Annotated in this window: 12 protein-coding genes and 1 pseudogene; 5 read left to right on the plus strand and 8 right to left on the minus strand. The window is 72.2% G+C overall.

Annotation, left to right across the window (positions count from 1 at the left end):
* A pseudogene (locus tag AB0K09_RS20905) lies at positions 1 to 260 on the minus strand (ATP/GTP-binding protein); the annotation flags it as partial.
* A gap of 192 nt (positions 261 to 452) precedes the next feature.
* Between AB0K09_RS20905 and gabT the strand changes: the two are divergent.
* Complete coding sequence (gene gabT / locus AB0K09_RS20910; protein ID WP_366066885.1) at positions 453 to 1,805, plus strand: 4-aminobutyrate--2-oxoglutarate transaminase; 1,353 nt, start codon at positions 453 to 455, stop codon at positions 1,803 to 1,805.
* A 370-nt stretch (positions 1,806 to 2,175) separates the two neighbouring features.
* Positions 2,176 to 2,793, plus strand: coding sequence for a phosphatase PAP2 family protein (locus tag AB0K09_RS20915; protein ID WP_366066886.1), 618 nt, complete (start codon positions 2,176 to 2,178; stop codon positions 2,791 to 2,793).
* Here the strand turns inward: AB0K09_RS20915 and AB0K09_RS20920 are convergent.
* The 4 genes from AB0K09_RS20920 to AB0K09_RS20935 are packed head-to-tail and all read right to left on the minus strand — an operon-like array spanning position 2,696 to position 7,018.
* Positions 2,696 to 4,108 (minus strand): FAD-dependent oxidoreductase, encoded by a 1,413-nt coding sequence (locus AB0K09_RS20920; protein WP_366066887.1) that lies wholly within the window; start codon positions 4,106 to 4,108, stop codon positions 2,696 to 2,698. The genes AB0K09_RS20915 and AB0K09_RS20920 overlap by 98 nt on opposite strands.
* 5 nt (positions 4,109 to 4,113) lie before the next feature.
* Positions 4,114 to 4,911, minus strand: a complete 798-nt coding sequence (locus AB0K09_RS20925; RefSeq protein WP_366066888.1) for an ABC transporter permease — start codon at positions 4,909 to 4,911, stop codon at positions 4,114 to 4,116.
* Positions 4,911 to 5,834 (minus strand): ABC transporter permease, encoded by a 924-nt coding sequence (locus AB0K09_RS20930; RefSeq protein WP_366066896.1) that lies wholly within the window; start codon positions 5,832 to 5,834, stop codon positions 4,911 to 4,913. The genes AB0K09_RS20925 and AB0K09_RS20930 overlap by 1 nt, the downstream gene beginning before the upstream one ends.
* Positions 5,834 to 7,018 (minus strand): ABC transporter ATP-binding protein, encoded by a 1,185-nt coding sequence (locus tag AB0K09_RS20935; protein WP_366066889.1) that lies wholly within the window; start codon positions 7,016 to 7,018, stop codon positions 5,834 to 5,836. The genes AB0K09_RS20930 and AB0K09_RS20935 overlap by 1 nt, the downstream gene beginning before the upstream one ends.
* Before the next feature lie 369 nt (positions 7,019 to 7,387).
* On the opposite strand from AB0K09_RS20935, the gene AB0K09_RS20940 reads away from it, so the two are divergent.
* Positions 7,388 to 7,963 carry an NADAR family protein gene (locus tag AB0K09_RS20940; protein ID WP_366066890.1) on the plus strand — a complete coding sequence of 192 codons (576 nt, stop codon included), beginning with the start codon at positions 7,388 to 7,390 and terminating at the stop codon, positions 7,961 to 7,963.
* On the opposite strand, the gene AB0K09_RS20945 is transcribed toward AB0K09_RS20940, so the two are convergent.
* Positions 7,927 to 8,754: a DUF4190 domain-containing protein gene (locus AB0K09_RS20945; RefSeq protein ID WP_366066891.1), complete on the minus strand. Its 828-nt coding sequence runs from the start codon at positions 8,752 to 8,754 to the stop codon at positions 7,927 to 7,929. The two genes, AB0K09_RS20940 and AB0K09_RS20945, sit on opposite strands and share 37 nt — an antisense overlap.
* Positions 8,755 to 8,885: 131 nt before the next feature.
* Between AB0K09_RS20945 and AB0K09_RS20950 the strand changes: the two genes are divergently transcribed.
* Together AB0K09_RS20950 and AB0K09_RS20955 are read left to right on the plus strand one after the other, a co-directional pair.
* Entirely contained in the window at positions 8,886 to 9,908 is a 1,023-nt protein-coding gene (locus AB0K09_RS20950) for an adenosine deaminase (protein WP_366066892.1), read from the plus strand.
* A complete protein-coding gene (locus tag AB0K09_RS20955; RefSeq protein ID WP_366066893.1) occupies positions 9,905 to 10,594 on the plus strand; it encodes a glycerophosphodiester phosphodiesterase in 690 nt (229 codons plus the stop codon). Before AB0K09_RS20950 ends, AB0K09_RS20955 begins: the two co-directional genes overlap by 4 nt.
* Positions 10,595 to 10,603: 9 nt before the next feature.
* On the opposite strand, the gene AB0K09_RS20960 is transcribed toward AB0K09_RS20955, so the two are convergent.
* Together AB0K09_RS20960 and AB0K09_RS20965 are read right to left on the minus strand one after the other, a co-directional pair.
* On the minus strand, positions 10,604 to 11,791 hold the full coding sequence (locus AB0K09_RS20960; protein WP_366066894.1) for a spermidine/putrescine ABC transporter substrate-binding protein: 1,188 nt from the start codon (positions 11,789 to 11,791) through the stop codon (positions 10,604 to 10,606).
* Positions 11,792 to 12,008: 217 nt separating this feature from the next.
* The coding region (locus AB0K09_RS20965; protein WP_366066895.1) for an aldehyde dehydrogenase family protein at positions 12,009 to 13,095 on the minus strand (1,087 nt) is incomplete at its 5' end.

Here is a 13,095-nt window from a genome sequence, read left to right on the forward strand (position 1 = left end):
GACAGCAGCGCGCGGTCGGGGACGCGCTCGGCCTCCGGCTCCCGCACCGGCACGTGCCCGTACCGCCAGACGCCGGGCCCGCCGGGGCGGCGCGGGGTGTCGAGCCACGCGGCGAGCGCGGGCCGGGCCGCCGGGGCGTACGAGGGTGGCGGCGGGGTGTGCGGGGGCGGGGGCGGCGCGTACGAGGGCGGCGGCGGTGCCGGCCGCGGCCGGGTACGGCGCGCGTCGTGCGCGCCCTCGGTCATGCCTTCGGTGTCCATCCGCCCCTGCCCCCTGACCAGCCAGGCCCGTTCCGGTCGTGCCGCCGCTCAATCTAGTGCCGGGGGCGCCATGTCCACCACGGACAACGACACGTCGTCACCACTACCGAACGGCGCATGTCCGCTCCCCCTCCCCCCACCTAGCCTGCGAGGAAAGACTGGAAGCGTACGGATCACCCCCAGGAGCCCCTCATGACCGAACTGACCGGAGGCGCGTCCCTCCCCCAGGAGCGCCGCGTCGTCACCGCGATCCCCGGCCCGAAGTCGCTGGAGCTCCAGGCCCGCCGCCTCAACGCGGTCGCGGGCGGTGTGGGCTCCGTCCTGCCGGTGTTCACCACGCGCGCGGGCGGCGGTGTCATCGAGGACGTCGACGGCAACTCGCTGATCGACTTCGGTTCCGGCATCGCCGTGACCTCCGTGGGCGCCAGCGCCGAGGCCGTCGTCCGCCGCGCCTCCGCGCAGCTCGCCGACTTCACCCACACCTGCTTCATGGTCACCCCCTACGAGGGCTACGTGGAGGTCTGCGAGCAGCTCGCCGAGCTGACCCCGGGCGACCACGCCAAGAAGTCCGCGCTGTTCAACTCGGGCGCCGAGGCCGTCGAGAACGCCGTCAAGATCGCCCGCGCGTACACCAAGCGCCAGGCTGTCGTCGTCTTCGACCACGGCTACCACGGCCGCACCAACCTGACGATGGCGCTGACCGCCAAGAACATGCCGTACAAGCACGGCTTCGGCCCGTTCGCCCCCGAGGTCTACCGCGTGCCGGTGGCCTACGGCTACCGCTGGCCGACCGGCCCGGAGAACTGCGGCCCCGAGGCCGCGGCCCAGGCCATCGACCAGATCACCAAGCAGATCGGCGCCGAGAACGTCGCCGCGATCATCATCGAGCCGGTGCTCGGCGAGGGCGGCTTCATCGAGCCGGCCAAGGGCTTCCTGCCGGCGATCGTGAAGTTCGCCAACGACAACGGCATCGTCTTCGTCGCCGACGAGATCCAGTCCGGCTTCTGCCGCACGGGCCAGTGGTTCGCCTGTGAGGACGAGGGCATCGTCCCGGACCTGATCACCACCGCCAAGGGCATCGCCGGCGGTCTGCCGCTCGCCGCCGTCACCGGCCGCGCCGAGATCATGGACGCCGCGCACCCGGGCGGCCTGGGCGGCACCTACGGCGGCAACCCGGTGGCCTGCGCCGGTGCCCTGGGCGCCATCGAAACCATGCGCGAGCTGGACCTCAACGCCAAGGCCAAGCGCATCGAGGAGGTCATGAAGGGCCGCCTCGCCGCCATGCAGGAGAAGTTCCCGGTCATCGGCGACATCCGCGGCCGCGGCGCGATGATCGCGATCGAGCTGGTCAAGGACCCGGCGACCAAGGAGCCCAACCCGGAGGCGGCCGGCGCCCTGGCCAAGGCCTGCCACGCGGAGGGTCTGCTGGTGCTGACCTGTGGCACCTACGGCAACGTGCTGCGCTTCCTGCCCCCGCTGGTCATCGGCGAGGACCTCCTGAACGAGGGCCTGGACATCATCGAGGGCGCGTTCGCCGCCCTGTGAGAGACGGCTGTGAGCCGCTTGTGCGCCGTCTGTGCGGCGTGAAGAACCTGTGCGGGGCGGGTGGCGGACAGGTGATCCGACTGTTCGAGCCGCCTTACCTGCCGTACGGTTTCTCCAGATGAACGCAACACCCCGTCCGCAGGCGACTGCGGGCGACGCCGCGCCGGCGCATCCCCAGTGCCGGTCCGGCCGTGCCTTCGCGCACACTCCTCACCGATCGGACGGCCGCCCGCCCCATACCCCCCGGGGCGCGCGGCGGACCGGTCGGAACGGCGGCCCCGGAACTTCCCCCCCTGTTCCGGGGCCGCCGGTCGTTCTCCTGTGCGCTGTTTCCCTGTGCGCCGTCCTCCTGGCCCTCATCGGCCGGCAGGTGGCCGCGCACGGTCCGCTGCGGACGCTCGACGAGCGGCTGGGCCGCCCGCCGCTCCCGCTCGGCCTCGCGCACGTCCTCGCCGACCTGGGCGACACGGCGGTGGCCCTGCCGGTGCTCGTGGCCGCCATGGCCTGGTCGGTGCTGCGGTCTCGCCGGTGGGTGCCGGTGGCGGCGGCCGGCCTCGCCATGGCGGCGGTGCCGGCCGTCGTCGTACCGCTGAAGACCTGGATCGCGCGGCCCGCCCCGCCGGGCCCCCTGGCGGGGGTGGCGCACGACGGCTTCTTCCCGTCCGGCCACGCGGCCACCGCCGCGGTGGCGTACGGGGCGGCCGCGCTGCTGGTGTTCCGCACGTGGCGCTGGATGCCGGTGTACGCCCTGCTCAACGCCGGCGTCGGGCTGGGGCTCGTGCGATGCGGGTACCACTGGCCGCTGGATGTGCTGGGGGCCTGGTGCCTGGCCGGTGTCCTGCTGTCCGGTGCGGCCCGGTGGGTCGCCCGCAAACCCCCGGCCGTGGCCGTCAGCTGTCGAAACCGACCCCGAACCGGTCCATGGCGCGAAGCCAGAGGTTCCGGCGACCGCCGTTCTCGTCCGCGCGGGTCATCGCCCACTGCGTGATGCCGATGCCCACCGACCGCACCGGCTCCGGCGGAAACGGCAGCGGCCTGCTGCGGACCATCTCCAGTTCCGTACGCTCGGTGCGCTCGCCGCTCAGCAGGTCCAGCATGACGTCCGCACCGAAGCGGCTCGCCCCGACGCCGAGGCCGGTGTAGCCGAGCGCGTAGGCGACGCGCCCGCCGTGGGCGGTGCCGAAGAAGGCGGAGAAGCGCGAGCAGGTGTCGATGGCGCCGCCCCAGGTGTGGGAGAAGCGGACGTCCTCCAGCTGCGGGAAGCAGCGGAAGAAGTGCTCGGCCAGCCGCTGGTACGTGGCCGGGTGATGGTCGTACTCGGCCTTCACCCCACCGCCGTAGCGGTAGACGATGTCGTACCCGCCCCACAGGATGCGGTTGTCGGCGCTGAGCCGGAAGTAGTGGAAGTGGTTGGCGCTGTCGCTCAGGCCCTGGCGGCGCTTCCAGCCGACGGAGGCCAGCTGCTCGTCGGTGAGCGGCTCGGTCATCAGGGCGTAGTCGTAGACGGGCGCGATGTACGGGCGCAGGCGCTTGACCAGTGCCGGGAAGGCGTTCGTGGCGAGCGCCGCGTGGCGGGCGAAGACGCGGCCCCAGGGGGTGCGGACGGCGACGCCGGCGCCGCGCGAGGACAGCTCGGTGCCGGGGGTGTGCTCGTAGATCCGCACGCCGAGGTCCAGGCAGGCGCGCTTGAGGCCCCAGGCCAGCCTGGCCGGGTGGAGCATGGCGACGCCGGTGCGGTTCCACAGGCCGGCGAGGAAGGTCGGGGAGTCGACCTCGGCGCGCAGCGCGTCGCGGTCGAGGAACTCGTGGTCGCGCACGCCCAGCTCCGCCGCCTCCGCCGCGGCCTCGCGCAGCTCCTCGACCTGGTGGGGGGCGGTGGCGATGTCGATCTCGCCGGTGCGCTCGAAGTCGCAGTCGATGCCGTACCGGGTGAGGGCGGCCTCGATGGCGTCGAGGTTGCGGTGGCCGAGCTCCTCGAGGGTGGTGAGCTCGGCGGGCCAGCGGGCGTGCCCGTTGCCCCAGCCGTGGGTGAGGGAGGCGGCGCAGAAGCCGCCGTTGCGGCCGGAGGCGGCCCAGCCGCACTCCTGGCCCTCGATCAGGACGACGTCCCGGCCGGGGTCGCGTTCCTTCGCGTTGAGGGCGGTCCACAGGCCGGAGTACCCGCCGCCGACGACGAGCAGGTCGCAGTGCTCGTCGCCGACGAGGGTCGGGCGGGCTTCCGGCCGGGACGGGTCGTCGAGCCAGAAGGGGCGGGGGTCGGCGTCGGAGAGTGCTTGGACAGGGTTCATGGCACTGCCGGCCATGGTTCTCAGCTCCTTTGTGGGCGTCTCCCGATCAGTCGACCGGCGAGGACGCACAGCACGGCGATGGCGAACATCGCCGTTCCGATGACATTGATTTGAACGGGTGTCCCTCGTTGCGCGGATCCCCAGACGTACATGGGGAAGGTCACAGTCGAGCCGGCGTTGAAGTTGGTGATCACGAAGTCGTCGAACGAGAGCGCGAAGGAGAGCAGGGCGCCGGCCACGATGCCGGGGGCGGCGATGGGCAGCGTGACGCGCAGGAAGGTCTGCAGCGGCGTGGCGTAGAGGTCCCGGGCGGCCTGTTCGAGGCGGGGGTCCATGCTCATGACCCGGGCCTTGACGGCGGTGACGACGAAGCTCAGGCAGAAGGTGATGTGGGCGATCAGGATCGTCCAGAAGCCGAAGCTGACGCCCGTGTTGAGGAAGAGCGTGGCGAGCGAGGCGGCCATCACGACCTCGGGCATGGCCATCGGCAGGAAGATCAGGGTGCCGACGGCGGGGCGGGCCCGGAAGCGGTAGCGGGCCAGCGCGAAGGCGATCATCGTGCCGAGGACGGTGGCGCCGACGGTCGCCCACAGGGCGATGCGCAGGCTCAGCGAGAGCGAACCGCACAGGTCGGCGACGCCGCAGGGGTCGGTCCAGGCGTCCGTGGAGAAGCGCTGCCACTCGTAGTTGAAGCGGCCGTTGGGCTTGTTGAAGGAGAAGACCGTCACGATGACGTTGGGCAGGATGAGGTAGGCGAGCGTGCCGAGGCCCGCGATCACCACGAGGTTGCGGCGCAGCCAGCGCGTCAGGGTCGTCATCAGACCAGTTCCTCCGTCCCGGACTTGCGCAGGTAGACGGTGACCATGGCGAGGATCGCGGCCATGAGGATGAAGGACAGGGCGGCGGCGGTCGGGTAGTCCAGGACGCGCAGGAACTGGGACTGGATGACGTTGCCGATCATCTTCTGGTCGGTGGAGCCGAGCAGTTCGGCGTTGATGTAGTCGCCCGCGGCGGGGATGAAGGTCAGCAGGGTGCCGGCGACGACGCCCGGCATGGACAGCGGGAAGGTCACCTTCCGGAACACGGTCAGCGGCCGGGCGTAGAGGTCTCCGGCGGCCTCGTGGAGGCGGCTGTCGATGCGTTCGAGCGAGGTGTACAGCGGCAGGATCATGAACGGCAGGAAGTTGTAGGTGAGGCCGCAGACGACGGCGAGGGGAGTGGCGAGGACGCGGTGGCCCTCGGTGACGCCCAGGGCGTTCGTCACGGTGAGGACGTGCAGGGAGTCGAGGGTCCGCACGACCGGGCCGCCGTCGGAGAGGATGGTCTTCCAGGCGAGGGTGCGGATCAGGAAGCTGGTGAAGAACGGCGCGATGACCAGCACCATCAGCAGGTTGCGCCAGCGGCCGGCCCGGAAGGCGATCAGGTAGGCCAGCGGGTAGCCCAGCAGCAGGCAGAGCACGGTGGCGGTGGCGGCGTAGGCGACCGAGCGGAGGAACTGCGGGTAGTACTTGCCGAGGGCGTCCCAGTAGGTGGCGAAGTGCCAGGTGACCTTGAAGCCCTCTTCGAGGGAGCCGGTCTGTACGGAGGTCGACGCCTGGTAGACGAGGGGGGCCGCGAAGAAGACGAGCAGCCACAGGATGCCGGGGAGCAGCAGCCAGTAGGGGACGCGGCGCTTGCGGCCGGTGGCCTCGGGCGGGGTGCCGGCGGCCGCGGGTGGTTCGTGGGTGACGGTTGTGGTGATCACGTACCTACTCCCGCGTCCGTTCCGGCCTCGCCCGCCTTTCCGGCGGACACGGCCTGGGCGGCGTCCAGGCCGAAGCTGTGGCCCGGGTTCCAGTGCAGGACGACCTCGGCGCCGGGGACGAGCCGGGTGTCGCGTTCGATGTTCTGCTGGTAGACGGACAGGCCGGTGGCGACCGGGCTGTCGACCAGGAACTGGGTGGAGACACCGGTGAAGCTGGACTCGGTGATGCGGCCGGTGACGCGGTTGCGGCCGTCCGGGACGGTGCCGGCGTCGTCGGCGTGGGTGAGCGTGATCTTCTCGGGCCGTATCCCGACCAGGAGCTTCTCGCCCACGCGGGCGGTGGCTGTACATCGTTTGGCGGGCAGGGCCAGTTTGGTATCCGCGGCGCGCAGGACGAGGTCGGCGCCGGAGGCGTCGAGGACGTCGGCGGTGATCAGGTTGGAGGTGCCCAGGAAGTTGGCGACGAAGGTGGAGCGCGGCGTCTCGTAGAGGTCGGCGGGGGCCCCGGACTGCTCGACGCGGCCCGCGTTCATGACGGCGACGGTGTCGGCCATCGTCATGGCTTCCTCCTGGTCGTGCGTGACGTGGATGAAGGTGATGCCGACCTCGGTCTGGATGCGCTTGAGCTCCAGCTGCATCTGGCGGCGCAGCTTGAGGTCGAGGGCGCCGAGGGGCTCGTCCAGGAGGAGCACCTGCGGGTGGTTGATCAGGGCGCGGGCGACGGCGACGCGCTGCTGCTGGCCCCCGGAGAGCTGCTGGGGCTTGCGGCGGGCCTGGTCGCCGAGCTGGACCAGCTCCAGCATGTCGTCGACCTGCTTCTTGACGGACTTGACGCCCCGTCGGCGCAGGCCGAAGGCGACGTTCTCGTAGACGTCCAGGTGGGGGAAGAGGGCGTAGCTCTGGAAGACCGTGTTGACGGGCCGCTTGTGGGCCGGAAGGGCCGTGACGTTCCGCCCGGCGAGCTCGACGCTGCCGGTGGTGGGCTCCTCCAGGCCGGCGATCATGCGCAGGGTGGTGGTCTTGCCGCAGCCGGAGGCGCCGAGGAGGGCGAAGAAGGAGCCCGCGGGCACGGCGAGATCCAGCGGGTGTACGGCGGTGAAGGAGCCGTAGGTCTTGCTGATGCCGGTGAGGCGGACGTCGGTGCCGGTGTTGCCGGCGCCGGCCGGTGCGGTTGCTGTCATGGTCTGGATCCAGGGGTCGTGGAGACGCGAAACACGTAAGGGTGACATACAGCCGCGGGGGGCCCAAGCCGGGGGCCGCGCCCGGTCAGCGCGGGGGTGCGGTCCTCGAAGGACTGGCCCGGCACGTCCTTGCCGTAACCCGCTGTCCCGTATCCGCGTGGACCATCGCACTCACACTCCTCCGCCGACCGCGTACCTGTGGCAGGCGTAGCTCCAACCGGAATCGTGCGGCGATCCTGGCAGAGCAGAGCAATCCCAACAAGGGATTCCGTTGTCATTTTTTGGCCGTGCAACGGATTCGGTTATCCGGCACCATGTGGTCCGACGCCCCCCCGGGTGGCGGGCAGGGGCCGGAAGGAGCAGCGGGACATGAGTGGCGGGACGCGGTCGGTGGCCGAACTGACGGAGCTGGTCGGCCGCGGGGAACGCGTGAAGTACGTCTTCTTCTGGGGCCACCGGCCACGCCGGGACGGCGGCGTGGGTTCCGGCTGCTTCAGCCAGTGGTGGCCCTCGCCCTTCACCGTCGACGGCGTCGGGTACGCCACGGCCGAGCACTGGATGATGGCGGGCAAGGCCCGCCTCTTCGGCGACGCGGAGGCCGAGGCGCGGGTGCTGGCGGCCGGGCACCCCAAGGAGGCCAAGGACGCGGGCCGTTCGGTGCGCGGCTTCGACGAGGAGGAGTGGGCGCGGCACCGCTTCGAACTCGTCGTCGAGGGCAGCGTGCACAAGTTCGGGCAGCACCCGGAGCTGGGCGCGTATCTGCTCGGCACGGGCGACCGCGTACTGGTGGAGGCCAGCCCCCTGGACCGGGTCTGGGGCATAGGGCTGGCCGCCGACGACGAGCGCGCCGGGGACCCGGCCCGCTGGCGCGGGCTCAATCTCCTCGGCTTCGCCCTGATGGAGGCCCGTCAGCGCCTGGCGGCGTCCGGGTGCTCCACGACATAGGCGCCGTAGGTCGCGTCGGGGTCCTCGTCCGGCACGTCCGACGAGTGGTGGTCGGCCGCCGTGATGTAGGCGACGAGCAGCAGGGCGGAGGCGACGACCGAGACGCAGCCCAGGATCAGCCCGGCGAGCGCCTGACCGCCGTTGGTCGCCTCGCCCGACTTCGCCTTGCCGCGCCCCAGCGCGCCGAAGACGATCCCGAGCACGCCGAGGATCACCCCGAGCACCACGCTCGGGGAGGTGACCACGCCGACGATGCCGAGCACCATGGCAGCCGTGCCGAGCCCGTTGTTGGGCACCAGCCCGGGCGTCGGGCCGTGCCAGCCGTGCCCGTAGGGCGGGGCGGAATAGCCGTAGGCGGGACCCGTGCCGGTCCCGTACGCGGTCGGCCCGTAGGCATAGGGGCCGCCCTGGTACGCGCTCGGCGTGCCGGGGCCCGTCGGCGCCTGCGGCACGGCGGGCACGCCGGCCGGCCCGGGATGCCCGTGCTGCCCCATGGCCGCGTACGCGCCCGCGGGGGCGGGCACGGGCGCCGCGTAGGGCGCGGCGCCGGCGGGCGCGTCCTTCCGGAAGTGAACGGCGGACGCGTGGGGCGCGGCGCCCGCGTCGGGGGCCCCGGGAGCCGGGGGCCCGGCCGGGGCGGCGAAACCGTCGGCGGGCGACGGCTCGGCTATCGCCTCCGGGGGCGCGACGAGGAAGTCGTCGGCGTACGCGTCCGACGCGCCGGGCGCGCCCGGTGCCGGTACGGCCGCGTTCCCTTCGGCCGGCGGCAAGCTATCGGCCTTGTCGGACATGACCCTCCCCACTCGGTGTCCCGTCATGCTAAGGCCTGCGCACGGCGCCCGTGCCCGCCGCGCATACGATGATCTGGCCCGTTGACCGCCCGTACGACCGTCAGCCCGCCGAACGGCCCCTGGAGGACCGCATGTCCGCACTCGACTCGTTCATCGCCGGGCTGCCGAAGGCCGAACTGCACGTGCACCACGTCGGTTCCGCCTCGCCACGCATCGTCGCCGAGCTCGCCGCCCGGCACCCCGACTCCCCCGTGCCGACCGACCCCGAGGCGCTGGCGGACTTCTTCACCTTCCGGGACTTCGCCCACTTCATCCAGGTCTACCTCTCCGTGGTCGACCTGATCCGCGACGCCGAGGACGTCCGGCTGCTGACATACGAGATCGCGCGCGACATGGCCCGGCAGAACATCCGCTACGCCGAGCTGACCGTCACCCCCTACAGCTCGACCCGGCGCGGCATCCCGGACGTGGCCTTCGTGGAGGCCATAGAGGACGCGCGCAAGGCGGCCGAGGGCGAGCTGGGCGTCGTGCTGCGCTGGTGCTTCGACATTCCCGGCGAGGCCGGGCTGCAGGCCGCCGAGGAGACCACGCGCATCGCCTGCGACCTGCGACCGGAGGGGCTGGTCTCGTTCGGCCTGGGCGGGCCCGAGATCGGCGTGCCCCGGCCGCAGTTCAAGCCGTACTTCGACCGGGCCGTCGCGGCCGGACTGCACAGCGTGCCGCACGCCGGCGAGACGACCGGCCCGCAGACGATCTGGGACGCCCTGACCGAGCTGCGCGCCGAGCGCATCGGGCACGGCACCAGCGCCCCGCAGGACCCGAAGCTGCTGGCCCACCTCGCCGAGCACCGCATCCCCCTGGAGGTCTGCCCGACCTCCAACCTCGCCACCCGGGCGGTGACCGACCTCGACCGGCACCCGATACGGGAGATGGTGGCGGCGGGCGTGCTGGTGACCGTCAACAGCGACGACCCGCCCATGTTCGGCACCGACCTCAACACCGAGTACGCGGTCGCGGCCCGGCTGCTGGAGCTCGACGCCCGGGGCGTCGCCGGCCTGGCCAGGAACGCCGTCGAGGCGTCGTTCATGGACGCCACGGCCAAGGCGGCGCTGGCCGCCGAGATCGACGCGTACACCGCGGCGTGGCCGGCGTGACCGCCGCGTTCACGGCCGTCGCGCACCGCGGCGACCCGTACGTGCACCGGGAGAACACCCTGCCCTCGATCCGCTCGGCGCTGCGCGCCGGCGCGGGGGCGGTGGAGATCGACGTCCGGCTGACCCGGGACGGGGTGCCGGTGCTGTTGCACGACGCGACGCTGAAGCGGCTGTGGGGCCACGAGCGGGCGCTCGCCGCGCTCCCGGCGGCCGAGGTGCGGGAGCGGACCGGCGGCGGGGTGCCGACGCTGCGCGAGGCGCTCGCGGAGATCGCCGCGGCGCCGGACGGCGGGCGGCTGTTCGTCGACCTGCCCGACCCGTCCGCCGCCGCGGCGGCCGTGGCCGAGGTGCGTGACGCCGGGGCGGGCGAGCGCGTCTACTACTGCGGTGCGGCGGCGTCGATGCTCGCCGTCCGCCGTGCGGACCCCGACGCCGAGATCGCGCTGACGTGGACCACGGTGGTCCCCGCGGGGGCCGCCCTGCTGGCGGCGGTCCGGCCGCGGTGGCTCAACTACCGCTTCGGCCTGGTCACGCCCGAGCTGGTGGCCCGGGACCACGCGGCGGGGCTGCGCGTGTCCGCGTGGACGGCGGACACGCGCTGGACGATGCGCAGGCTGCTGCGGGCGGGCGTCGACTCGATCACGACGAACCGGGTCGGCGCGCTGGTGGGGCTGCTGCCGCGCTGACGCGCGGGCTCAGAGCCCCACGATCTCGTTCCACACCTTCTCGAACCCCGGCCGTTCCTTCGCCGTCATGTCCCGTGCCGTCGCCAGGCGCCGCCGCATGTCGTCCGTCGGGAAGATCAGCGGGTTCTCGGCCAGCTCCGCGAGCTCCTTGTCCTTGGAGGAGGCCAGGACGTCGCGGGCCGCCGGGACGGGGCAGACGTAGTTGACCGCCGCGGCCAGCTGGGCGGCGACCTCGGGCTCGTAGTAGTAGTCGATGAGCGCTTCGGCGTTGCGCTTGTGGCGTGCCAGGTTGGGGATCATCATGCTCTCCGCCCACAGCTCCGCGCCCTCCTCCGGGACGACGAACTCGATGTCCGGGTTGTCGGCCTGGAGCTGGATGACGTCGCCGGAGTACGCCTGGCAGGCCAGCACGTCGCCGGAGGAGAGGTCCTTGATGTAGTCGTTGCCGGTGAAGCGCCGGATGTGCCGCTTGCGGACGAGGTCGCGCAGCTGGTCGGTCATCCGGTGGAAGTCGTCGGCCGTCCAGCGCCGGACGTCCGCGCCGTTGCCCTGCATGAGCAGCGAGAACGCCTCGTCCATGCCGGACAGCAGGGTCACCCGGCCGCGCAGGTCGTCCTTCCAGAGGTCGGAGGTGTGCCGGATCTCGCGGCCGAGCTTCTTGCGGTTGTAGGCGATGCCGGTGATCCCGGACTGCCACGGCACGGTCTGCCGACGGCCGTCGTCGAAGGCCGGCCTGCGCAGCAGCGGGTCGAGGTTGCGGGCCACGTTGGGCTGGCGGGCGCGGTCCATCTCCTGGACCCAGCCGAGCCGGACGTACCGCGCGCACATCCAGTCGCTGACGACGATGATGTCCCGACCGGTCTCCTGATGGTTCATCAGGGCAGGGCTGATCTTGCCGAAGAACTCGTCGTTGTCGTTGATCTCCTCGGTGTACTTCACCGAGACGCCGGTGCGCTTCTCGAAGTCGTCCAGCGTCGGGCGGCGCTGGGGGTCCTTCTCGTCGACGTCGATATAGAGCGGCCAGTTGGCGAAGGCGAGCCGCTTGTCGGTGGCGGAACGATCCTGCGCGGATCGCTCGCGGGGGGCGACGTAGGCGGCGGGCACCCCGCAGCCGGCGAGCGCGGCGGCCCCGGCGCCCGCGCCCAGCGCGCGCAGCAGGGACCGGCGGGACAGGGGCTTCACGGGGTTCTCTCGCATTCCGGCAGGATGGCTGGTCGGGTCGGCGCGGACAAGGGACGCCCTGTCCGTAAGGCGCCCGTACGGCCCGACAGTCTGACGGGCGGCCGCCGGACGCGCGCGGCCGCCGATGATACCCGTCGCGGCCGGTACGGCGCCGGGCCCCGGGCGCCCCCGCGGTGGGGGTGCCCGGGGCCCGGGAGCGCGCCGCGGGCCGGCCCGGCGGCCGGCGGTGCGATCAGCTGTCGAGCGAGGTCATGACGTGCTTGATGCGCGTGTAGTCCTCGAAGCCGTACGCGGAGAGGTCCTTGCCGTAGCCGGACTTCTTGAAGCCGCCGTGCGGCATCTCGGCCACCAGCGGGATGTGGGTGTTGATCCACACGCAGCCGAAGTCGAGGGCCTTGGACATCCGCATGGCCCGGCCGTGGTCCTTGGTCCACACCGAGGAGGCCAGGGCGTACTCGACGCCGTTGGCGTACTCGACGGCCTGCTGCTCGTCCGTGAAGGACTGCACGGTGATGACCGGGCCGAAGACCTCCTTCTGGATGATCTCGTCGTCCTGCTCGAGGCCGGAGACGACGGTGGGGGCGAAGAAGTAGCCCTTCTCGCCGACCCGGCGGCCGCCGGCCTCGACCTTGGCGTGCTCGGGCAGCCGCTCGATGAAGCCGGTCACCTGCGCCAGCTGGTTGGCGTTGTTCAGCGGGCCGTAGAGGACGTCCTCGTCGTCCGGCAGGCCCGTCTTCGTCTCGGACGCGGCCTTGGCCAGGGCGGTGACGAACTCGTCGTGGACCGACTCGTGCACCAGGACGCGGGTCGCGGCCGTGCAGTCCTGGCCGGCGTTGAAGTAGCCGGCGACGGCGATGTCCTCGACGGCCTTGGCGATGTCGGCGTCCTCGAAGACGACGACGGGCGCCTTGCCGCCGAGCTCCAGGTGCACGCGCTTGAGGTCGCGGGAGGCCGACTCGGCGACCTGCATGCCGGCGCGCACGGAGCCGGTGATGGAGGCCATGGCGGGCACCTCGTGCTCGACCATCAGACGGCCCGTCTCGCGGTCGCCGCAGATGACGTTGAAGACGCCCTTCGGGTGGCCCAGCTCCTCCAGCACCCCGCCGATGATCTCGGCGATGAGGACGGTGGAGGCCGGGGTGGTGTCGGAGGGCTTCAGGACGACGGTGTTGCCCGCGGCGAGCGCCGGGGCGAACTTCCACACGGCCATCATCATCGGGTAGTTCCACGGCGCGACCTGGGCGCAGACGCCCACCGGCTCGCGCCGGACGATGGAGGTCATGCCGTCCATGTACTCGCCGGCGGAGCGGCCCTCCAGC

This window comes from Streptomyces sp. NPDC049577 (assembly GCF_040675635.1).
In the GTDB taxonomy this organism is placed as follows: Bacteria; Actinomycetota; Actinomycetes; order Streptomycetales; family Streptomycetaceae; genus Streptomyces.